Source organism: Acidicapsa dinghuensis, assembly GCF_025685685.1.
Classification (GTDB): Bacteria; Acidobacteriota; Terriglobia; order Terriglobales; family Acidobacteriaceae; genus Acidicapsa; species Acidicapsa dinghuensis.
The window spans coordinates 285,370-308,216 of sequence record NZ_JAGSYH010000003.1 but is presented as its reverse complement, the minus strand read 5'-3'; the positions used below and the strand labels follow the sequence as shown (position 1 = coordinate 308,216).

General features: G+C 55.5%; 17 protein-coding genes. 4 read left to right on the top strand and 13 right to left on the bottom strand.

What is annotated here, in order from left to right:
- Positions 1-22: 22 nt before the first annotated feature.
- Positions 23-556 carry a hypothetical protein gene (locus tag OHL22_RS09670; protein ID WP_263336174.1) on the top strand — a complete coding sequence of 178 codons (534 nt, stop codon included), beginning with the start codon at positions 23-25 and terminating at the stop codon, positions 554-556.
- 21 nt (positions 557-577) lie between these two features.
- Here OHL22_RS09670 and OHL22_RS09665 read toward each other — a convergent pair whose 3' ends face one another.
- Together OHL22_RS09665 and motA are read right to left on the bottom strand one after the other, a co-directional pair.
- Positions 578-1,399: a flagellar motor protein MotB gene (locus OHL22_RS09665; RefSeq protein WP_263336171.1), complete on the bottom strand. Its 822-nt coding sequence runs from the start codon at positions 1,397-1,399 to the stop codon at positions 578-580.
- A 9-nt stretch (positions 1,400-1,408) separates the two neighbouring features.
- Positions 1,409-2,284, bottom strand: coding sequence for a flagellar motor stator protein MotA (gene motA, locus OHL22_RS09660; RefSeq protein ID WP_263336169.1), 876 nt, complete (start codon positions 2,282-2,284; stop codon positions 1,409-1,411).
- Between the two features lie 220 nt (positions 2,285-2,504).
- Here motA and OHL22_RS09655 point away from each other — a divergent pair, with 220 nt between their 5' ends.
- Entirely contained in the window at positions 2,505-3,020 is a 516-nt protein-coding gene (locus tag OHL22_RS09655; protein ID WP_263336168.1) for a GNAT family N-acetyltransferase, read from the top strand.
- Positions 3,021-3,054: 34 nt separating this feature from the next.
- Here OHL22_RS09655 and OHL22_RS09650 read toward each other — a convergent pair whose 3' ends face one another.
- Both OHL22_RS09650 and OHL22_RS09645 read right to left on the bottom strand, forming a co-directional pair.
- A complete protein-coding gene (locus OHL22_RS09650; protein ID WP_263336166.1) occupies positions 3,055-4,506 on the bottom strand; it encodes an ATP-binding protein in 1,452 nt (483 codons plus the stop codon).
- Between the two features lie 146 nt (positions 4,507-4,652).
- Complete coding sequence (locus tag OHL22_RS09645; protein ID WP_263336163.1) at positions 4,653-6,320, bottom strand: FAD-dependent oxidoreductase; 1,668 nt, start codon at positions 6,318-6,320, stop codon at positions 4,653-4,655.
- Positions 6,321-6,789: 469 nt separating this feature from the next.
- Here OHL22_RS09645 and OHL22_RS09640 point away from each other — a divergent pair, with 469 nt between their 5' ends.
- A complete protein-coding gene (locus OHL22_RS09640; RefSeq protein WP_263336161.1) occupies positions 6,790-7,509 on the top strand; it encodes a response regulator transcription factor in 720 nt (239 codons plus the stop codon).
- A 6-nt stretch (positions 7,510-7,515) separates the two neighbouring features.
- Here the strand turns inward: OHL22_RS09640 and OHL22_RS09635 are convergent, their stop codons facing one another.
- From OHL22_RS09635 to OHL22_RS09600, 8 genes are all read right to left on the bottom strand, one after another.
- Positions 7,516-10,011 (bottom strand): ABC transporter permease, encoded by a 2,496-nt coding sequence (locus OHL22_RS09635; RefSeq protein WP_263336158.1) that lies wholly within the window; start codon positions 10,009-10,011, stop codon positions 7,516-7,518.
- 218 nt (positions 10,012-10,229) lie between these two features.
- The gene (locus tag OHL22_RS09630; protein ID WP_263336154.1) at positions 10,230-11,018 is read right to left on the bottom strand and encodes an SOS response-associated peptidase; all 789 of its coding nucleotides are present in this window, start codon (positions 11,016-11,018) and stop codon (positions 10,230-10,232) included.
- 46 nt (positions 11,019-11,064) lie between these two features.
- Positions 11,065-11,430, bottom strand: a complete 366-nt coding sequence (locus OHL22_RS09625; RefSeq protein ID WP_263336150.1) for a DUF3175 domain-containing protein — start codon at positions 11,428-11,430, stop codon at positions 11,065-11,067.
- A 39-nt stretch (positions 11,431-11,469) separates the two neighbouring features.
- Complete coding sequence (locus tag OHL22_RS09620) at positions 11,470-12,261, bottom strand: inositol monophosphatase family protein (RefSeq protein ID WP_263336147.1); 792 nt, start codon at positions 12,259-12,261, stop codon at positions 11,470-11,472.
- A 112-nt stretch (positions 12,262-12,373) separates the two neighbouring features.
- Complete coding sequence (locus OHL22_RS09615) at positions 12,374-14,527, bottom strand: PAS domain-containing protein (RefSeq protein WP_263336145.1); 2,154 nt, start codon at positions 14,525-14,527, stop codon at positions 12,374-12,376.
- 333 nt (positions 14,528-14,860) lie between these two features.
- Entirely contained in the window at positions 14,861-15,649 is a 789-nt protein-coding gene (locus tag OHL22_RS09610; protein ID WP_263336142.1) for an SDR family NAD(P)-dependent oxidoreductase, read from the bottom strand.
- Positions 15,650-15,670: 21 nt separating this feature from the next.
- A complete protein-coding gene (gene pruA / locus OHL22_RS09605) occupies positions 15,671-17,260 on the bottom strand; it encodes an L-glutamate gamma-semialdehyde dehydrogenase (protein ID WP_263336138.1) in 1,590 nt (529 codons plus the stop codon).
- Between the two features lie 85 nt (positions 17,261-17,345).
- Complete coding sequence (locus tag OHL22_RS09600) at positions 17,346-18,647, bottom strand: potassium channel family protein (RefSeq protein WP_263336137.1); 1,302 nt, start codon at positions 18,645-18,647, stop codon at positions 17,346-17,348.
- A gap of 41 nt (positions 18,648-18,688) precedes the next feature.
- On the opposite strand from OHL22_RS09600, the gene OHL22_RS09595 reads away from it, so the two are divergent.
- Positions 18,689-19,213, top strand: coding sequence for a c-type cytochrome (locus tag OHL22_RS09595; RefSeq protein WP_263336134.1), 525 nt, complete (start codon positions 18,689-18,691; stop codon positions 19,211-19,213).
- Positions 19,214-19,253: 40 nt separating this feature from the next.
- Here the strand turns inward: OHL22_RS09595 and OHL22_RS09590 are convergent, their stop codons facing one another.
- Positions 19,254-22,787 (bottom strand): glycosyltransferase, encoded by a 3,534-nt coding sequence (locus OHL22_RS09590; protein ID WP_263336131.1) that lies wholly within the window; start codon positions 22,785-22,787, stop codon positions 19,254-19,256.
- Positions 22,788-22,847: the final 60 nt, after the last annotated feature.

Genomic DNA, 22,847 nt, shown 5'->3' with positions numbered 1-22,847 from the left:
TAGCAATGGCGACGGCAAAACGATGGCACAGTTCATTCATCTCGCAGATGCTAAGCACATTCCCAGAATTGAGCGAAACGGTATTCTTGCAAGGTCAACTAGACTTGGGCAAAAAGGTTTTTACTGTACGCCCGTCGTTCTCGATTACTTTCGAACTCATCAATGGCTACGAGAGCTGAAGCGATCCGGGGTCAAGACTATCCAGGCAGTGCAGTTCGATCTGGTTCCTGAAACACTGGTTTGGATCGGCAAATACAATGGCGATTTTCTTGAGGTTACCGCAGCAGAAGCCTCGCTCATTTTTAATGAGCATGATGACGGGCTCGGTTTGGAGGTTATCGTTCCCCATAGTGTGTCCAGAACCTCGATTACAAGGATTTATTCTCCAAGCCAGGTTCTCGGTTGGCGTATCCATCCAAAGGCGAAAGGAAGCAAACCATTCTGCGGTTGCCGTTACTGCAATCGAGGCGAGATAAACGCATATCGAGTCATTACGGAAGAGCGGCCATCGCGCTCATCTCGACGAAATGCAAAATCGGAAGAGCCAGGAGAATAGCTCAACGCTACTTCGGCATTGTTATTTCTCTGACTGCCGCGGCGTTGCAACTTTAAGAGATTCCGCTAGCTTGGCAGGCTCTTTCTCGATTTCATTCGTTATTCCTGTTGTCGAAGCCATCTGCACCCACTGCACAATCAAAGAAATCCTGCGGTTCGACGGGTCATAGGGATCATTTTTCACGCGCAGCATCTGGTCGGCATAGCCACGTACCTGCGATATCTGATCCTGCCGCACACCATCGGTACGCAGCAGCCTGCGCGCGGCATTGGCGCGATCAGCAGAGAGCTCCCAGTTGGTATAAGTCGCGTCTGGAGCGTACGGCTGCGCATCTGTGTGGCCTTCCAGCAGAAGATGGTTGGGCAGCGTCTTCAGTTGCCCCGCCAGCATACCCAAAAGCTCCTGACCGCTATCACTGAGTTTTGCGCTGCCGCTTTCAAAGAAGGTGCCATTCTTGTTTTCGATGAGCTCAATGCGCAGCCCTTCTGGCGTGATCGTGATCTCGACCTGCTTGGCAAGCTTCTCCAGATCCTTCTGGTTTTGAATCGCCTTTTGAATTCGCTCTTTCAGCTTCTCTACATTGTCTTTGTCGATCGGCAAATTCTCCGCATCGCCCACATGACTTGCTCCAGTTTGCGATTGCGAGCTCCGCGGATCGTGAAAATATCCGGCCACGGCTTGCTTTATCTTGGTGCTGGTGTTCATCAGCCACAGCACGATAAAAAGAGCCATCATAGCCGTCACAAAGTCGGCATAAGCAACCTTCCACGCGCCGCCATGATGGCCTTTATGACTGACAACTTTCTTGATGACAATAATGGGACGCTTCGCATGGCTGGGCATAGTGTTCTCTTACGCTGCCTCTGCCGCAGTGGCGCCGCTGCCTTTACATGCCTTTTCCATCTCGGTGAAAGTTGGCCGCACGTGCGAAGGAATCGATCTGCGCGCCATCTCGATAGCGATCATCGGCGCGTTGCCCTTGAGGAAGGAAAGGATCAGCACACGCAGCACCTGCAGATAAGCGTTCTGATCGTCGGCCTGTTTGGTCATGTTCGCCGCCAGAGGTCCTACCAGTCCGTAGCACATCAGAATGCCGAGAAACGTGCCTACAAGCGCCGCCGCTACCTTGTGTCCAATCTCTTCCGGTGGACCGCCAAGCGCACCCATTGTTATCACGACACCCAGCACTGCCGCGACGATTCCAAGCCCCGGCAGCGAATCGGCAATGCTGTGCAGTGAGGTCACGGGGGCAACGGCGCCGTGATGATGCACTTCCATATCCCGCTCCATCATCTGATCCATGTCAAACGGTTCTACGCCACCGGTAACGGCCATGCGCATTGTGTCGCAGACAAAATCCATGACGTGGTGGTCGCTTAGAAATGCCGGATATTTCTGAAAGATGGCCGATTCCTTTGGCTTCTCAACATCGTTCTCAACCGACAGCATGCCTTCCTTGCGAATCTTGTTGAGAAACTCAAACATCATCTTCATCGTTTCCAGATAACGCTCTTGGCCGAAGGGCGACGGCTTAATGACACCAACGATCCCGTTCGCAATCGCGCGGATGATATGCAGCGGATTCGCAATCAGCAGTGTGCCCAACGCCGCGCCGCCAATAATGATGAGCTCGGCCGGCTGCATCAGCACAAGCATGTTGCCCTTTTCCATCAGATATCCGGCGATGATGGCGCCGAACACCACGAGGATGCCTATGATTGCGAACATTCCTGTCTCCCTGATCCGGTTTCGGGCCTTCGACCGTCTTAGCCGTTGCGTTGCATGAAGGCCTGTCAGCACAGGCTTTAGGCCACTCTCCAAGGCTCTGTGCGGTTCCGTATATGCCCATCTATCGGCGTGATTGCAGGTAACTTCAAACCAAGGTCACGTGGATACCCATAAGGAATGTCCTGAAACGGGGCAATGCAGGGCTTTAGAATGGCTTTCGATGCAGCTCATTCCTTCAACTGAAAAGGACTACCCGGCAATCATCGAGTTGGCGAATCTCGCTTACCGCGGCGCAGAGGGCTGGAACTCGGAACGCGGATACATCACAGGAACTCGTCTGACTGACGACCTGCTGCGGCAGGAGTTCATTCGTGCACCGCATGCGCATCTGCTGGTGTGGCGGGAAAGCCCTGAAGCCAGCATCATCGGTACCGTATGGCTGGAGCCAAAGTCCGAAAATACCTGGTACCTGGGACTGCTCACGGTTCTGCCGAATTTACAAGATCAGGGAATTGGCCGGGCGCTCCTGGCGGCCAGCGAGCAATATGCCAAGGCACACGGAGCCACGCGTATCCGCATGACAGTAGTCAATGTTCGTCATGCTCTCCTAGCTTGGTATCTCCGTCGCGGCTATGCTCTCACAGGTGAGCAGGAACCATTTCCAAGCGGCGACGAGCGATTCGGCAAGTCACTGCGCGACGATCTTCACTTCGTAATTTTAGAAAAAGAAATTTGAGCAACCGTGATTCGACAACAGTTGCTCTGGTCGCTCAGGCCGGCAGCCCTGCGGCTTGCGGCAGACGCACGATAAACTTCGTCTCGCCGGGCTTCGAATCGATCTGAATCTTTCCGCCAAAACTCTGCGTCACGATGCGCTGCACAATCTCGAGACCAAGTCCCGTGCCCTTGCCCACCGGCTTGGTTGTGAAGAACGGCTCGAAGATCTTTTCGCGGATCTCCTCCGGAATACCCGATCCGTGATCGACGATGGCAATTGCGAGATAGTCCGGTTCGGACCATGTCTTGACATCGATCTGGCCGCCTTCGGGCGAAGCATCGATGGCGTTGTCGAGCAGGTTCGTCCAGACTTGGCTGATTGCAACCCCAGTCGTCCGGATGTTCGGCTGTGCCGCATCGAAGTGCTTCTGCACGGTGATCTGTCTCTGCCGCATCTTATGCCCAAGAATCGTCAGAGTGCTCTGGATGCTGTCATGCACATCGACGTCTCGTAAAGTGCAGCGGTCGTCGTACGCAAACTTCTTTACTGCCATCACCAGGTCAGAAACCCGGGAAACGCTTTCCTCGATGGCGCAGACTAACGATATGCTCGATACCAGAGCTTCCAGCCAGTTGAGTGCGTCTGACAGAGAGCCGTTCTCAAAGGCGGTTCGGGCGCATTCCAGCTCTTCTTTCTCAAAGCCGATAGCGACCAGCGCGGGGCCGATCTTGTAAGCATTTTCCACGCCCGACGAATCAAGCCATTCCGACATTGCCTCTTCGGCGTCGGCCTGATCCAGACTGCTCATCGCCGGAGCCTTGCAGCTATGCATAGCATGCGCTAGCAGGTCATGCATGCACTCGAGTTGCAGCGGAGTCTTTGGCTTCGAAGCTTGTCGCAGGCTAAGTTCCTGTAGCCGGGTCAGGTTTACACGCAGCTGGGAAGCGGCGCGTTTTGCCGCCGATCCAGGATTGTGCAGCTCATGCATGAGTCCGGCAGCCAGCGTTCCTAAAGAGACCAGCTTTTCCCTATGCGCGGCTTCCGCTTGCAGAACCTTCAGCCGAGCCGACATATTTATGAGTACTTTTTTACGGATCGGCTCACAGCAAGCCATCAGGTTCCAGAAGCTTGACTCATCGATACGCAAAATTACGGAAGGCTGCACGGCCTTGGCGAGCATTGGCGGAGCTTTGCCCGCCAACAGGAAGACTTCACCGAAGGATTCCGGAGCCTTGCCAGCATAGGCACGCATCTGCGAGCCGTCCGCTTCCACCTTGTCAGCTACCGCTTCGCCCTCAAGCAAAACCCAAAGAGCGCGCATTGGTGCATTACCGGCAGTTGAGTCGTAAAAAGTTACATTGGCCGGTACGCGAAGCAGGTCCGCATCTCCAAGGCCGCAAAGCTGTTCCGGCTTAACGCCGGTGCCAGGGAAGGCTTCTGTGAGCCGTTCCGCGTAATCGTCCAGCGAGACCCGCTCGGTAGTGATTTGGTTTTCGGTATCCATCGTTTTTTGTTTATGCCGCAGCTTCTGCTGCCGCTACTCGTACATTTCCATTAGCTATGGATGTAGCGTGAGCCAGGAAGATGCGTTTCTTCCATTCCACTTTCGTTGAGATTTGCCCGTTAGCCTCTTCCCGCACCCGTTTAACCTCAAAAACTCGCCAAATACTGATGTGCAAACTGTACTGCAATCGAGCCTTCACCTACCGCCGAAGCCGCTCGTTTGATCGAACCGTGGCGCACGTCCCCCGCCACAAAAACTCCTGGAACGCTGGACTCCAGCAAAAACGGAGGCCGTTCCTGCTTCCACTGAACCTTGAACTTCGCGGACGTCTTCGGATCGGCAGTGCTTAGGTCCATCCCTGAGTAAACAAAGCCTTTATCGTCGCGCAAAATCGAATCCGGCAACCATTCCGTACCTGGAGCAGCCCCGATAAATACGAAAAGCGATCCAGCCGGACGGCAACTTTCCCCTTCCGGTCCGCGAACCTTCAAAGCCTCTAGATGCTCATTGCCCAGTGCTTCTATCACCTGGGTGTTTGGTTCCACCACTATATTCGGGGTCTTCTCGATTTCGTCGATCAAATATTTCGACATGCTCGCTTCAAGACTGCTCCCACGCACCAGCATCGTCACCTTTTGGGCAAACTTTGCGAAGTGCAGGGCTGCCTGGCCGGCGGAATTCGCTCCGCCGACAATGAAGACCTCTTCATCCTTGCAGGCGGCGGCCTCCACCAGCGCGGCTCCGTAATAAACGCCGCGCCCGGTCAGGTCTAAGCAACCCGGAATTTCGAGTTTTCGGTATTGCACCCCGGTAGCCAGCAGCACAACGTGGCTCGAAACCTCACGTCCATCTGCCAGCGAAACAAACCGGTATTGCCCGTCGGCCCGAACGCTCATCGCTCGCTGCGTCAGGAACTCTGCTCCGAACCGCACGCACTGCATATGCGCACGCCGGCCCAGGTCGGCACCGGTGATTCCTGCAGGGAATCCAAGATAATTCTCTATTTTTGAAGAAGATCCAGCCTGTCCGCCCGGCGCATCCGGCTCGATTACAAGTGTCTTCAACCCCTCGGACGCTCCATATACGGCTGCAGCTAAGCCCGCCGGACCGGCGCCAACCACCACCATGTCATAGAAGTCCTGGGCAGGCTGCGTCCGCAGGCCGACGCGCGCCGCCAGCACCTCCTGCTCCGGATCGACAAGCGCGCTGCCATCCGCAAACAACACTACCGGAAGCGCTTCCGGGTCAAGCGAACGCTCTTTTAGCAGCTGCTGGGCATCGTCGCTAGCGGCAGCATCCAGCCAGCGATAAGGCACATGATTGCGCGAAAGGAAACTCCGCAGTTGGTGATCCTTAAGCGACCACCGGTGTCCAATCACACGAATACCGTCGAATTTAGGCTGATACCCGGCGTTCCAGTCCTGCAGCAGGTCATCCAGCACCGGGTACAGCTTCTCTTCCGGCGGATCCCACGGCTTGGTCAGGTAATAGTGAATGCGGGCTGTGTTGATCGCCTGGATGGCCGCTTCGGTGTCCGCATACGCCGTCAACAGGACGCGCTTTGCGTGCGGATAAAAACTCCGTGCCTTTTCCAGAAACTCGACACCGCTCATGCCCGGCATGCGCTGATCGCTCAAAAGCAGGGCTACGGCCTCTTCACGAGCCTTTAACTGTTGCAGGGTATCCAGCGCCGCTTGACCGCTGGCCGCGCGCACAACTCTGTACGTCGATCCATACTGCCGGCGCAGATCCTGGACCACCGCTTCCAACACATTGATGTCGTCGTCTACCGCGAGAAGGATGGGCCTGTTCATATCTGAAATCCAGTTTAGATGGTAGCGCGGCTGAGGCAACCCCAGCTTGTCGAGGTCTGGCGCAACATTCTGGAAATCCTATGGTTGGCAAATCCAGCAACGTGCCGTACTCTAAAGGCGGCTGGTAAGGTTACGAAAATGGGCGCAGGATAGGAAAAGCGCTTACCAAAGAGACATATCTAGTCCCTGGATGTCGCAGATTAAAACAAATGCAAAGTTGTTACGCCTACCGCCGATATACCCATTTAAGGGGGAAATCTTCTCACTGCAACGCCGCTCAGGTGTGAGCGGGTCTTTGCGTGCGAAGGAGTTTTCGGGCTGGCTCCGGATGTAGAACCGGAAACTAACGCATTTTCTGAATTGGTGTAGACCAAAGAAACGACGGAGTGGATTTTTCCTCACGAGAAATTCACCTGGGTGCACTTTGGGAAAGATCACAGTAATTCGAAAAATGCTTTAAGCAGGGGCAATGAACAAGATCATACTCGCGGACTCCCAGGCCATTTTTCGCGCCGGCACAGCCAAAGTGCTTGCCGCGGACGACGATTTTCGCATCATTGCGCAGTGTTCTGACGCGGAACGCATGATGCATGCCATCACGACTTTTCCGCATGCCATCGTCATTTTCGCTTCGGCACTGAGAGCCGACTATTCCCGCCTCAGACCTCTACTGGAATCGGTGAACAGCCGAGGCATTGTCATTGCCGAAAATTCCGAGATTCCCACGAGCTACATGCAGCTTGGTTTCCGCGGCGTTATCCAGCGCAACTCTACCGGCGCTGCGTTGGTCGAGTGTGTTCGCAAGGTTTGCGCCGGCGAAACATGGCTGCCGGTGCATACACGCGTAACTGACGCTCCCGAGCAGGATCTCGTCGGCATCCGCGTGCGCGACCGTCTTACGCCCAAAGAGATGCGCATTGTCGCGCTCATCGTGCAGGGGTGCAAGAATCGCGAGATTGCAAATCGCCTCAAGACCACCGAGCAGGTCATCAAGAACTACCTGCGCTCCATCTATGACAAAACAGGAGTAAGCGATCGCCTGGAGCTGGCGCTCTTCACCCTGCATCATCGCGTGCTGGCCGAGGCGGCAGCCGATGTAGGCAGCCGCATCGAAGCGGAGGAAAGCGCTGGATCCGCTGGCGGTGGCAGATCCTCAAAGGTCCAAAGCATCACTCGTACGGGCACATAAAGCCGTTTATTCCGTTCTGAGGGCCTCCATTGGATTCAGCTTCGAAGCCCGCAGCGCCGGCAGCCATACTGCTATGAGTGCCACGGCGCTCAGGATCAACGGCACCGCGACAAATACACCGGGATCCCATTTCTTGACCCCGTATAGCAGGGAAGCGATAAGGTGTGTGAGCCCAAAGGCCGCGCCGACGCCAATTACCACTCCTGCTAGTGTCAGCCGCATGCCTTGCCAGACTACCATTTTGGTAATCCGCCCGCGGTCTGCTCCCATCGCCATGCGAATTCCGATCTCTTGTGTCCGCTGCTGCACTGAATACGCCATCAAGCCGTAAATACCGATAGCCGCCAGCACCAGCGCAGACCCGCCAAAGATGCTCAACAGCAGCATGTTGAAATCCTGCCGCTCAGTCGAAGCGATGACGATCTCATCCATGCTCTTGACGTGAGCTATTGGGAATCCGCCGCTTGCCTTGCGTAGCACTTCCGTCAATTGCTTCGTCATCTGGTGCGGATCGAGCTGTGTTCGCACTACCCATGAGATAGGCGCGACCTTTGAATTAAGCTGTGTCAGCCCGTCAGTCATCTGCGCCAGTGGCACCACCATCTTCGGCTCCGGATCGCGATTCAAGCCTCCATCCCGCACATCGCCAACAACTCCTACAATCAACCGCGCTGGCTCTTCGAATTCTGGTCCGACCCCATGCCCGATCACAATCTGCTGCCCGACGGGGTTCTCACCGTTCTTCCAGTAGTGCTTGGCCATTGCTTCGTTGATAATTGCGACGCCTTGCGAAGCGGCGGTGTCGTTGTCGGTAAAGTCGCGACCACGCAAAATCGGAATTTTGAAGGAGCCGAAGAAACCGGAAGAGACCGCCATCCATCCCGCTCCTTCCGGTTCCCCGTTGTTTGGCCGTCCGACGATCGTGAAGGGGAGGCCGAATCCACCCTCCAGTGGCATGGCATTCGTTGCTCCAGCCGAGATGACTCCAGGTGTTGCCTCCAGCTGCTGACGTCCTTCGCGAATCACCTGCGCAACCCCAGCAGTCTTCTCGAACTGTGGTCCATTCAGCGCCATCTCCGCTGTCCATACGTTGTGCGCATTAAACCCGGGATCAACCGCGCGTAGCGCTACAAATGTGCGGATCAGCAGTGAAGCGCCGACCAGCAGCACCAGCGCCAGCGAAACCTCGCTTATTACCAGTAGCGACCGTAGCTTGTTATGCCGCACGCTCGCGCCCGATCCTCGGCTCGACTCTTTCATTGAGCTGTTTAAGTCCGGCTTCGATGCCTGGAGCGCGGGTACAAGGCCAAACAGGACGCCTGTCAAAACAGAGATGCCAAGCGTGAAGAGCGCCACACGCCAGTCCAGCCCGACGTCAGCGCCTTTCTCGCCGATGCGTGGAATACCTCCGGGGCTCAGGGCCAGCAGTGCATGCACCCCTGTCATGCCAAGCACCAGCCCGATCAGCCCCCCGGTAAGAGCCAGTAATACGCTTTCCGTCAGCAATTGCCGGACAATCCTTCCGCGTTTTGCCCCTAGCGCGACACGAATCGCGAACTCGCGGCTGCGGCTGGCTGCTCGCACCATCAGCAGATTCGCTACGTTCGCGCAGGCAATCAGCAGTACAAAACTGACGGCTCCGATCAGCACCATCAGCGATGAACGCACATAGCTCACGACCGAGTCTTTGAGCAACTGCGCATCAAAACCGCCACGCGGATTCGCTCCCGGATACTTCCGGTTAAACTCCACCGCAGCCAGCTTCAACTGCGCTTGCACCTGCGAAAGAGTTACGCCGGGTTTCATTCGTGCTGCGGCAACAAAGTAATGTGCCTGGTCCGTCGTGTTCGGATCGAACTGATACGGCACCCAGAGATCCGCTGGCGGGTCAGTGTAGAAATCAGTGTTGACGACACCCACCACTGTGTATGGCAAATTCGCAATCTGAATCGCCTTGCCCACGATATTCGGATCGCTTCCAAAGCGGCGCTTCCATAGCCCTCCGCTCAACACAACGACATTGCCGCCGTTGGGTCTGTCCTCTTGTTTGGTAAATCCGCGCCCCAGAATGAAGTTCGCGCCAAAAACCCGGAAGTAGGGCTCAGTCACATGAACTCCATGCACCTGCTCCGGAATCGAGCCGGTCAAGTTCATACCGCCGCCGAAGTCATATCCGGTCACATCCTGAAAGACGCTGGTTTGTTCTTCCCAAACATGCAGCTTCGTGGCCGAGGCTCCCGGTCCTTCGCCACCTGGGCCAGTCAACAGAATTTGCACAATCCGATCCGGTTCCGGATAGGTAAGCGGCTTTAGCAGCACCGCATTCACCACGGAAAAGATCGCTGTATCGGCCCCAATCCCGAGCGCCAGCGCGGCAACTACCGCCAGCGTAAAGCCGGGATTCTTAATGAACATGTGCAAGGCATGCTTCAGGTCCCCGCGAAGATCTCCCACAACCCACCCCCGAATGAAAAATGGCAGATGAAACCGGATGCCTGTCATGCCTTATGCAGGCGCAGGACTCCCTCGACAACTACAACGCTACTGAAGGCCCCACGGTTAACTTGCAAAACCCAGAAAAGGGAAGAGATAGAAACGAGAAGCTTATTTAGAACTGGCGTCAAGACGCTGGATAATGCCGCCGGTTAGCAAAAATCCAGAAATATATTACGAAATTTTGCGTAGGAAGTTCCGTCCGTTTGGACTTGGAACTGAAAGTATCAGAACAATCCCATTTGCCCTGATCCATTCGAAGATTCCCCACCTTCGTCGTCGCCAGGCTCGGGAGTGTCATCTGGAGTAATCAGACTGGGATCGTTATTGCGCACACTATTGATTGAAGTCCCAACCCGCCACGCCTTCATCTTGTCGGCATCGAACGGCCGAAGCAGATCCACGGGTGGTCGTTCGACATCTCCGCCTTGCAGCCAGCGCTCGTAATCCTTCTTTTCAATCAGCAGCGGCATCCGGTCGTGATCCGTCATATCGTGGACGATCTCGTTCGGCTCGACGGTGACAACCGCAAAGGTGTCCATCCGGGTTTTCCCATCAGGAGAGCGCCAATGCTGCCAAATCCCTCCGATGCCAAAAGGATCGCCAGTCTTTAACGCAAATAAGAACGGCAGCTTCAGCGTCTTCTTGCTAGCTTTTTTGTCGATCGTCTTCCACTCAACAAACGAGTCCGCCGGGATCAGGCATCGGCGATATTGAAAAGCCTTCTTCCACATCGTGCTCGACAGCAGATTCTCCGCGCCCGCGTGCAACGTACTCCAATTGAACTTTTTCGGATCGGTGCAATAGGGGGGTAGAAATCGCCAATACATCATGCGCAACGCTCGCATGCCAAAGTCGTCATCCCATACGACAACCGGATGCATCGATCCGGGAGCAGCGTTGTAGTTCGGGGCCAGGCCCACTTCCAGGCTGACGTCCATCTCTTCCAGCGCACCAAGCCCAAACGCTTCCATCATCTGTTTCTTATCGAGCCGCCGCTGAAATCGACCGCACATCTTCCGCCAGTATCTCTACCTTCTCTCCTTTTAGATTACCGCCGGCTCAGGCGCTTCTCTTGTGCGCTTTTCTGTGCGTGGAAGCCTCTTCAGGATGAACTCGCTCCGAAAGCAACTCTTTCGCCTTTTCCAGTTCTTTCCGCCGCGATGCACTCAATCCTTTTCCGCCACGATTGATGAAGTAGGTGAGCATGCGCAGCCCCGAAGCAGGCCCTTTCGGAGAAACCTTTTTCGATGCCAGCGTTCTGGCAATCGTCTCTGGATCCTTGGTAAACAGACCTTCAGGCGGATGAGTCGAATCCGTCTTGACATCCTTAACCCAGCGCTTCTTCGTGGAACTTGATTGCCTGGCAGCCTTGGTCATCACAACTCCTCGGCGCAGCGTCGCCGCACTCAGCAAATGAGATGCCATATCTCACGGCCAAAGCTGGAGCTAGTGTGCCAGAGCATACTAGTTGCTCAGCGATACGCTAACTACCGAGGCAAGCTCCTCCGCAATTCCCGGCGCTGCTGCAAAGATCAGGTTCCCTTTTGTGAGTCCATCGCCTGCCAGAAAATCATTGATCCGGCCACCGGCTTCCTTCACCATCACCAGCCCGGCCAGGCAATCCCACGAATACATGTGCGTCTCATAACATCCATCCACGCGCCCCGCTGCAACATTAGCCACAGCCAGCGCACCTGAGCCTGCGCCGCGGATGCCTGCGCCTGTCGCCATCACCTTATCGAGCATTGCAAGATAGCCAGCCTGTGGCTGCCGCGCCGCGCGGCCTACCTCCAACAGTGATTGTTCCAATTTAGCCGTCTTCGATACATGGATCGGCTCACCATTCAGCGTTGCGCCATGTCCTTTGGCGGCTGCAAAGAGTTCATCGAGCATCGGCTGATAAATCACGCCGATGGCGGCTTCCCCTTTATCGACAAACGCAATCGAAACGCAGAAGTGCGCAATGCCTCGTGCAAAGTTCGATGTCCCATCGATAGGGTCCACCACCCACGTCGCATCGCTCACCTTGCCGCCTTCTTCTTCACCGAGAACAGTATCGTTCGGAAAAGCCTCGAGCAAACGCTCGCGGATTAGCTTTTCGACTTCGCCATCCGTGGCTGTCAGATAGTCCTGCGGCCCTTTGAACTTGTAGATCATCGCCTCGCGATTGAGAAAGCGCCGCTTCTGCAGCATCCCAGCCTCACGCGCAACGGCGCAGGCCACTGTTAAACGGTGTAGCAATGAGTCAAATGTCATGATGATGAGCTAAAACCTTTGCGCAGACATGTGCCGCGCTCATTGAAACTGAGAATCGACTTCTCTCTCGATTGTAGATTCGCTGCCGGCCCGGTCGATTTAGCCGTTTTGATTACGACCCCTGTACCGTCGCCTCATCTTCCGATATCTGCGGCATCTCCAGCGGCAGCAGCAAGCGAAATACGGTGCCGTGCCTCACTTCGTTACATGTTGTGCGCATGCGAATCCAGCCACCGTTCTTGCGAATCGTTTCTTCCACCAGCCACAGTCCCAGGCCTGTCCCGGTATCGGCCTTTGTTGTAAAGAACGGCTCCCAGATTTTTTTCCGCAAATTCTCAGGAATTCCAGGACCGGAGTCCGCCACCGAGACCGCAACGCATGATGTTTCCGTGCTCCAATGTGTGCTGCTCTGCGTTGCAAGCGTGATGCGGCCACCAGTTCCGATTGCGTCGATGGCATTGCCCAGCAGGTTGGTAAGCAATTGCATAATTTCGCTGGCATATCCGATAAACGTCGAGGTGCTTCGTTTGCGGATATTGACCGTAATCTGGCTTTGATTCAAGCGGCCTCCAAATAGCAGCATGAGCCCGCTGACAATCTCTTCCAGATTCACCTGAGCAGGATTCATCGTGCGCCGCGCGAATCGCAGTGTCTGCGTCGCAATCTTGGATACTCGATCCAACTCGATGCTGGCCCGCTCTACAAATCCTCGCGTAGATTCGCTGAGCGCCTGATCATAGCCGATCAGGTACAGAAGATTGGTAACGCTTGTCAGCGGGTTGTTCATTTCATGCGCAATCGAAGCTGCAAGCCGTCCCACGGCAGCCAGTTTTTCCGTACGCACCAGTGCTTCGTGTGCGTGCCATCGGTCTGTGTTGTCCAGAATGATGGCGCCTGCCAGTACAGGTTTCGTCGATTCCCCTGCAAACACTGGATAAAACCACGTGAGCCACTGGCGCTCGCCTTCGTCTTGCGGTCTTCGTCCAATGAATTCCCGCTGGATCACCTTTCCTTCGCGCAAAACACTGTCCAGCAAAGGCTGCAGCACCGGAAACGCCTCAGGCATCATCTCGCTTAAAGGCTTGCCGAGGTGGGCTTCTTCCGCAATGCCGTCAATATCAGACAAGGCCTTGTTGACACGTAAATAGTGATATGAGGTGTCAAAGGTGGCAAATCCAATAGGGGAGTTGTGTAGCAGCGATTCAAGCTCCGCGTTACGTAGCGCCAGTTCTCGCTCTGCTTTGCGGCGCTCCGCAATATCGCGAAAGACCAACACCACGCCGGCGATTCCATCTTTCTCGCCACGAATCGGCGCTCCACTGTCGTCGATGGCGATTTCGCTTCCATCGCGCCGAATCAACACGGTGTGATTCGCCAGACCCACTATCTGTCCTGTGCGCAACACCTTTGCTACCGGACTCTCGACCTTTTTGCGGCTCGTCTCATTCACGATAGGGAAAACTGCATCCAAGTGTTCGCCGACGGCCTCCAGCGAACTCCAGCCTGTCAGTTCTTCTGCGGTCGGATTCAATAGTGTAATTTTCCCGTCCTGGTCACAAACAATGACGGCGTCGCCAATACTTCTCAATGTTGTCGAAAGCGAATTGCGCTGAATCTCAACCTCTCGTAGTTGCTCCGCAAAAGCTCTCGATAATTTGCGGAACTGCCCGATTCCATCCAGCACGAGAAAAATGGCAACCAGTGCTCCGCCAACGATCGCGACGACTGGTTGCGCGGCGTACATTTTTAGCAGTTTTTGTCGCCCTTGCTGGCGTAGTGCAGACTGCTCATTCTCGAGCTTGCGAATCCTGGTACGCAGACGATCCATCGCCTGTTTTTGCGCCAGCAAAGCATCGGCATCTTCGATATGTGCGGGTACCGCCGAGACGATTGCCTCATTTGCTTTGTCAAAGCTGGCAATATCCTGCCGTATCTCGTGCAATTCGGCGGTTACAAGTGCTTTGCCGTCCGCCGCATTGGCAATGGCGTCCAACTCGTCGTCAATTCGGTCAGTGGCTGCATGATAAGGCTGTAAAAACGCGGCGTTTCCCGACAGCGCAAATCCTCTGACGCCAGTCTCTTCATCGACAAGACTGTTTAGAAGCCGGTCGCTTCCAATCGTCAGCGTAGTTGCCTGTGTCGTCTGGGTGCGCAGTAAGTCGATTTCATGAAATTGCCAGCTAAGGATGCCGACAAATAAGCAGACACACAGAATCGGCAGCAAAGCGAAGCGTAGCAGCAAAAGCCGGAAAGACGATGGATTCATGAGCCCTTGTCATCAATGGCTGCGAAAGACCCTGCGCTTGCTCAGACCCTTTCCATATTCGAGAGGGGGACAGAGATAATTTTATCGAGTCTCTATCTTCGCAAACGCACACTTTCTTAGCAAAGCTTAGATAAAAGGACTCAGATTGAATACCCCGGAATGCAGCGATAATCCCCGGCCCGATCGCAGACGCCCCGCAACCTGTTTTATTTTTTCCACGAATTAGATGTGAAGACAGGCGTATGCGTTGGCCGAAAACGCGCAAGATTTTGTCAAAGGGTTGGCGGATTGCTCGTCCTCTGGACCTTGAAAAGAGAGTCAGAGAATCAGCGCTCACCGCTTGCGCAGGCGAACCGATTCCCAGCTAGCGTCTGCCGTCCATCCACCATCGACCGTGAGCGTGTGGCCATTCACAAATCCACTCTCCGCGTTATCTGCCAGGAAGGCGATCGCCCGCGCGACGTCATCCGGAGTCGCGAACCGGCCCATCGGTACGCGCTGGGTAATGTCCGTATCTGAATAGCTGCCTCCGGCCTGGTCGGTGGCGTCCATCTCCGTCTTCACCCAGCCGGGACAGACCGCATTCACGCGAACGCCCCGTCCGCCCCACTCTGCTGCCAATGTGCGCGTAAGCCCCACCAGCCCATGTTTCGATGCATTGTAGGCGGCGCGGTCTGAGACGCCAGCTAGCCCTGCGATCGAGGCTACATTTACGATTGCACCGCTGTGCCGCTCCAGCATTCCGCGCCCAAAAGCCTTCGCCAGCAGAAATGGAGCGACAAGGTTCACTTCCATCACTCGCCGGTATATATGGGCCTCCGTGTCTTCCGCCGCACAAATGCAACTAATACCTGCATTGTTTACCAGAACGTCGACTGGGCCGAACGTGTGGAAGACCTTGTCGGCAAACCGCTCTACCGTGGCTTCATCCGTGATGTCCCCGGCAAAGCCAATCGCCGTTCCACCCTGTGTTTCAATAGCGAGGACGGTCTGCGCAGGCTCGCGGAGGTCAATGATGGCGATGTTGTAGCCGCGTGAAGCTAGCAACTCTGCAGTCCTGCGACCGATCCCCTGCGCGCCACCCGTTATGACCGCAACCCGGCTGTCTGTCTTCGTTGTCATTTCGCTAACCTGTGCGCCGCGCTACAGCTTCTCGGCGACGCTCTTGGCCTGCGTAAACAGCAGCAGATAATCCGGACCGCCGGCCTTCGAGTCTGTTCCGCTCATATTGAATCCACCAAACGGATGTGCACCCACCATCGCACCCGTGCATTTGCGGTTCAGATACAGATTGCCCACATGGAACTCATCCGCTGCCTGCTTCAGCCGTTCGTGATCGTTGGTGTACAGTGCGCCGGTCAAGCCAAACTCGGTATTGTTGGCCACTGCCAGCCCCTCTTCAAAGCTCTCCACTTTGATCAGCGCCAACACTGGTCCAAAGATTTCTTCCTGCGCAATCACCGCGTCTGGATCAATATCGGCAATTACGGTCGGCTGGATGAAATAGCCACCGGCCGCCGTTTCGACTGCGGCGCCACCGGAAATAAGCCGCCCTTCGGCCTTGCCCTTCTCTATGTAGCCAAGGATAGAGTCGCGCGCAGCTGCGTTGACCACTGGTCCCATATTTGGGTTTCTGGCAGGATCGCCAACGGTCAGTTTCGCCACACGCTCTCGCACTTTCTCGACAAAGACGTCATAGATCGGCGCCTCGATAATAGCGCGGGAGCAGGCCGAGCATTTCTGCCCGCTGAACCCAAAGGCTGAAGCCACCACGCCGTCTGCCGCGGAATCTACATCCGCATCGGCGCAGACCACAATCGAGTCCTTGCCGCCCATCTCCAGCACCGTGCGCTTGATCCAGATCTGCCCGGGTTGCGTTTTTGCCGCGAGCTCGTGAATATCCAGGCCCACGGGCTTCGATCCGGTGAACGCCACAAAACGCGTCTTCGGATGCGCCACGATCGCGTTGCCAAAGGTGGCTCCCGAGCCAGGGCAGAAGTTCACCACGCCCGCCGGCAGACCTGCTTCCTCCAGCACTTCCATAAACTGCGCCGCAATCGTCGGTGAATCGCTCGATGGCTTCAAAATCACTGTGTTTCCGGTAACAATCGCAGCCGTCGTCATCCCCGCCATAATCGCGAACGGGAAATTCCACGGCGGAATCACAGCACCGACTCCCAGGGGAATGTACATCAGGCGGTTTTTCTCACCCGGATACTGAATCGGCGTCGTTGCGTGCGCCAGCCGCAGGGCCTCGCGAGCGTAGAACTCCAGAAAGTCGATTGTTTCGGCCACATCGGCGTCGGCTTCGGCCCAGTTCTTGCCCACCTCATAGGTCAGCCACGCGGCAAACTCAAATTTGCGATTGCGAATGATCTCAGCCGCACCCAGCAGCAGCGATGCCCGCACCTCAACCGGTGTTCTGCTCCATGAGTGGAACGCACGCAGCGCTGCATCCATCGCTTCCTGCGCGTGCTCCGCGCCTGCTTTCTGGTGCACACCCACCACCTGCGCAGGTTTCGCCGGATTGATCGAGGTGATCTTGCCCGTCGTCCGCTCACGGTGCCCACCAATGACCAGGTCATATTCACGCCCAAGCTTGGTGGCCACATCTGCCAGCGCCTCGCGCATCGCCCGGGCATTCTCGGGATCGGCAAAGTCGACAAACGGTTCATTCTTGAATTCGCCCTTGGGCGACAGCATCTGGATAGGGAAAACCGATTCGTGCGCCATGCTGCAAGTCTAGCCGAAGCTGCGCAGTGCTGCGAAGTCGATACGGTTGGAGATCGAGGAATCCAATTTCCGATCTTCAATCCGATTACAGCGGGTGTAACTCGTCATCCTGCAGCCCGGATGCTGCGGAACGCAGGCTGATTTGCGTTATCAGCCGGTCGGCAACAGCAGTTGGGGTCCGAAGATTAGCTACCGTCTTCCAGTTATCCGGCTTTGCTGTTGGAGGCGGCATCCAAAGAGGCAGGTCGAGCTTTAAGTAATCCGCCATTGCCTGCGCATGTGGTTCATACATCTTGCGGATCGCATCCAGGCGCTTCCGTGTCGTCAAATCCCCGCAGAGTGAAAACCCTACCTCTGACAATGCGTCGCAAAGCCGTGCAAACTCTTCATCCTGCAACCGTACAGGTTTGCTTTCGCGATATCGTTTTTCCTCGGTTTCGCGATGAAACACATGCCCTAGATCAACCAGCACGTGCCGCGCTATAGCGAAGGTAAGCTGTGCCTGACGAGTGCATGGTCCCTCGATGGTCGTGATCAGCAGCGCGCACGTATCCAGAATCGCTGTGATCGCCGAGAGCCAGCTTTGGTTGTCGTGCTGCGACCGGTAGTAGCACAGGATGGGATACGAGATGTGGGTTTCCAGCATGCCGGCTGCCCATCGCTCCCACTCCGCCAGGAGCACGATTAGCGCCTCGTGGCCGCCTTTGAAATTATGCCGCAGCAGCATCTCGCTAGCGCTGGGAGGCGAACCCGCCCGCGCATCCAGCAATGCCACCGATACTTCCCGACTAGAAAACGCCGTATACAGCACCGGCACGTAGCCGATCACCAGAGCCACGAAGCCGAGCCCCGTACCCGCCTCAAGCACTGTCAGCATGCGTGCAATCTGGTTGGCCGGTTGCACATCTCCGAGGCCCAGGGTAAAGATGGTGGTTCCGCTGACATAAAGGCAGCTGCGGAACACCGCAAAAATTCTCGTTGGATGCTCTGGATCGACAAATGGCTCGTGCAGGCCGAAATACATCAGCGCATAGGCACAGGTAAGCAGCGCCGCCCAGAGCACAAACAACAGCAGCAGAGCCAGCGGTCCATACACGCTGTACATCTGTTCTCGGGTCTTACGTTCACGCATCAGCTGCGCGAGTGCGGTCCACGGATACCATGTCACCAAAAAGAACAGGCGGGTGATACGAAACCGTCCAACCGGTCTGCGCGGCAGAATAATTGTCTGAAACGCATCGAGCAGAACAAATGCGAGAAGAGCCAAACCGGCAATGAGTGCTGCAGGGTGCATGAGATCACTATAAAAGCGGATGTCCAAAATCAGAATCAGGCTCGATTCTGTGAGCATCGGTGGTTCGATGCCGCCGGCGCAATTACGTTTCATCATTCCGGTCGGCTACCATCGATATAGAGGGAACAGTATTGATGCCGTCTTCACTTCCCGCCGCTCAGGAAGTCAGCAGCGACCAGCGTAAACCACCCCAGGCCGAATCTCGTAAGCGCCAACCTCTTCTTCTCTCTGCCGCAATCATCGTTTCGAGTCTGATAATCCTGGCAGCGGGGTACTCGACCATCAGCTTCGCGCAGACCAGAGTGTTCGACGGCAAATGGCTGCATCGTGTTCCCGACGAAGATCGCGCCCGCAAGAACCCTTTCGCACACAATCCGCAGGCAGCCGAGGCAGGTCATCAGCTTTTCCTGGCAAACTGCGCCAAATGCCACGCAGCCGATGCGAACGGTCGTCCCAACCGTCCGAGCCTGCGTACCGAGCGTATTCGTCACGCAACCGACGGTGAACTCGCCTGGATGCTGCAGCACGGCGATCCGTACCAGGGAATGCCACAGTGGAGCTCGCTTCCTGAAGATCAGCGCTGGCAGATCATCGCATTCCTGCGCACTCTGCCTCCGGGCCATCCACGCCCCAGTTCTCGTTCTGGTTCTTCCATGTAAACGAGAAGAGCCGGAATGCCGTTGATCATGGTTAAACGAGCTACACTCCCTCCATCAACCGGTCGGTCTGTTTGCTCATCTTTGCCGTTCTGGCAATTTTGTCCCAGTTAAACGGCCGGCCGTCAATCGCGCGTTTGATCGTCTTGAACAACACCACCGAGAAGACCTGCCGGTAAGCAAACCGTTGTAGCCAAATATGGAACAGCAGCCATCCGTCGCCTTTGTTTGCCGCGTGCCTCGGTTCCAGGCTAAACGCAATCGTAGAGGTGATGAAGTCGATAACCATGAAGGTCAGAAAATAGGCGACCAGCTTCTCAAATGAAGCCATGCTCGCGGCTTCCGGATGGAAGTAGCTGTTATACAAAAACTGCAGCGTACCATACACAAACATCAGGTCAATGAATGGCGACACCAGCGGCAGCAGCATCTGGAAGATAACGATATTCGGCAATGCAAACAGCCCCATTGCCTTATTTGTCGAGAACGCCGCGCGATGCTTCCACACTGCCTGAAGCGTGCCAAACGACCACCGGAAGCGTTGCCGCATCAGCCCTGTCGCGTTAATCGGTGCTTCCGTAAACGCCAGCGAGCGGTCTTCGTAAACCACTTTTAGACCTTGCTCCAGCAGGCTCATCGTCAGGTCTGCATCTTCCGCCACGGTGTTTACCGGATAGCCGCCCGCAGTTTTGACGGGGCCTGTCCGCCACGCGCCAATAGCTCCCGGTACTACGGTCACTACATTAAATAGATTCAGTGCCCGCCGTTCGAAATTCTGGCTCGTAATGTATTCAAGCGCCTGCCAGCGGGTCCACAGATTCACTCGATTGCCAACCTTGGCATTGCCGGCAACCGCGCCGACGCGCTCATCCACAAAATGCGGAATCAGCTTAGTAATGGCGTCCGGAGCAATCACCGTATCCGCATCGATGCCGACATAGAACTCTTCCGTCAGATGCTCAAGTCCGTAATTGAGCGCAGCAGCTTTGCCGCCGTTGGCTTTGGTGAGCACCGTGACCTTGCCTGCTGCAATCTCTGGACCGTAGGCGTCGCGTGCTACCTCTGCAGTTCTGTCACTGGATCCATCGTCAATCACAACCACGCGCAGATTCTTGTACGTCGAGTTCAGCACCGAACGCACTGTGCGGACAATGACCGTTTCTTCGTTATAGGCTGGGACCAATACAGCTACGGCTGGAGTAAATTCCGGCACATCTGGCTTATGCCCGCGAAGCCTGTCAATCAGCGCCAGTACTCCGATAAGCAACAGCCGGACGCTCATCAACACATCGCCCACAAAGAAAACCCAGACGACGAAGTGTCCCACCAGGCTCAGCGCACTAAACGTAACTGAGTCGGCCCTCGCTCGCCAATATTGCAGACCGGTGATCTTGGGCATCACCTCTGCCGTGGTCTTGCCCATCAACGAACTCACAGTAACGAATTTATATCCATGTGCACGCAGAGCATCAATCAACTCGGGCAACGCTGCTACTGTTGGCGCACGGTTACCGCCTCCGTCATGCATCAAGAGGATTGAGCCCTGAAACTGCGGCTTAGTCTTCATCTCGTCGAGTTGTGAAAGCACCGAAGTGATCATTTGCTGCGGCGTCTTCCGCGGATGCTCGTTCCAATCGTCTGTATCGATCTTGTTGCCGACAATCACATAGCCCATCTGCTGTATGCGGTACGCTGGTTCAGCCTGATCGTCTGTGTCTGGCTCTTCATCAATGTCATACGGAGGACGCAGGTACAGCGGCTGGACTCCAAGCTTGCTGATGAATAACCGCTCCGTCAGATTTACTTCCAGCTGTAGCTGTCGCGGCGAAATTTCACTGATATCAGGGTGCGTATAGGTATGATTTCCAATCTCATGTCCTTCGCGCACCATTCGCTGCATGATCCCCACGTTCTCCTGAGCCTGTGAGCCGATCAGCATAAACGTTGCTTTTACATTCTTCTTCTTAAGAATGTCCAGAATCTTGGGAGACCACGTCGGATCAGGTCCGTCATCGAAACTAATTGCAATTTCCCCTGGATGATATCCGTAGTAAGTGACCTTGTAACTTAGCGGATATTCATCCATGTGCTCGTCAATAATCAACCGCCGCCGCAGGTCTGATTCATCCGTATCCTGCAGCACTGTACGGTGTCCTGGCTTAGGTGTTCCGCTTATTCGCAGGATGTCGCCAACACCTTCGCTGTCGATATCGTGGCCGGGCTGCACTGCTGAGAGCTGATTTAGCGCATCCGCACTGCTCGGCTTGTCCCATATATTCCAAAGTGAGCGGTCTTCCTGCCCAAGCGACCAAAGTGCAAATGTCTGAATACCCAGCGTCCGCGCGCCACGCATTTCATCCAGCAGCGTCACGCCATCCAGGAACCACACCACATGGCGTACGTGCTCGTCCTCATCAATGAATGAGTAATGCGGATTGAGTGAGTCGTAATCGAGATCGAGATCGGCATCGGCATCGGAAGCACGCTGCCACGCCTCCTGCACGCTAAGATCGTCCGTGTTCAGCACCTTCGGCTTCGGATGTTTTTTGTCCTTCGGGTCGGGAATCGACATCGACCAGTCATAGCCAAAATTACCAACCGCGCAGATCAATTTCTCTTTCGGAACATCCTTTAGCACGCGCGTCAGATTTCCCAGAAACCACTGCTGTGAAGCAATCGGCCCCGGATCGCTGTTCTCCTCGTGCTCGTCGTAATTCATGAGAATCACGCCGTCGGAGTTCGCTGCGATCGACTTCAAATCATCGTCATCCGTGCCTGCCTCGACGTTTACATACAGTCGCAGATTGCGAGCATGCATATCTGCATACAAGTCATGAATGAACTGCAGGTACGAACTAATAGCCTCATCCGGCAGGTTTTCAATGTCGAGCGACAAGCCGCGATACATGGGCAACCCGGCAAAGAACTGAATAATCTGCTGCCGCAACGCGTCCCGCTTCCCCTGATCCATGAGAATCGAGCCAATCGCCGGGTCAAAGCTCTGGTTCTGCGGATTGTAGCTGGTCAGGTCGGGAAAGATTTCTGTGTCTTCCTTTGCCGCCGAAATCACATTCTTGATCTTGTTCAGCTCATCCGGGTCGCGCACACTCCGGTTATCCACAGCGCGATACTCGGTCCGGTCGTCGCCCGATTCTTCCATCAGGTCGCCGCTGCTCAGCGAGACATGCAGCCAGACTGGAAATACGATGTCGATCTGATGGACATGCTCCTTGAACGAGGAATAGCTCGCCGTATCGTCTGGCCTGTAGTACGCCGTCCGGATGCCTTCGCCCGTATTGAACGGAACCTCCGACGCCTTCTTCGTTGTCTTGCGCCGACTCGATTTCGCTTTCGTTTTTTCCGCGCGTATCAGATCTGACTGGCGGTCGTGCAGCGCCTTATAGTTGTGCTTCGGCGCCGGAAGCAGTAACTCAGGAAGGCGCTGCCCGCGCAGTACATTGAAGATAAAGATCGTAACGACAAGGGTGAAAATGACCGCGGAGACATCCATGATGCGGCGCAGGCGCTTCCAGCGTTTGCGTTGAGGGTCATAAAAAATCTGGCGATCTGGGCTCATGATTGGGGATTGCTGTTGCTGTTCCGGATAAATCTCCGCGAGGATTGGAAAAATTTCCTA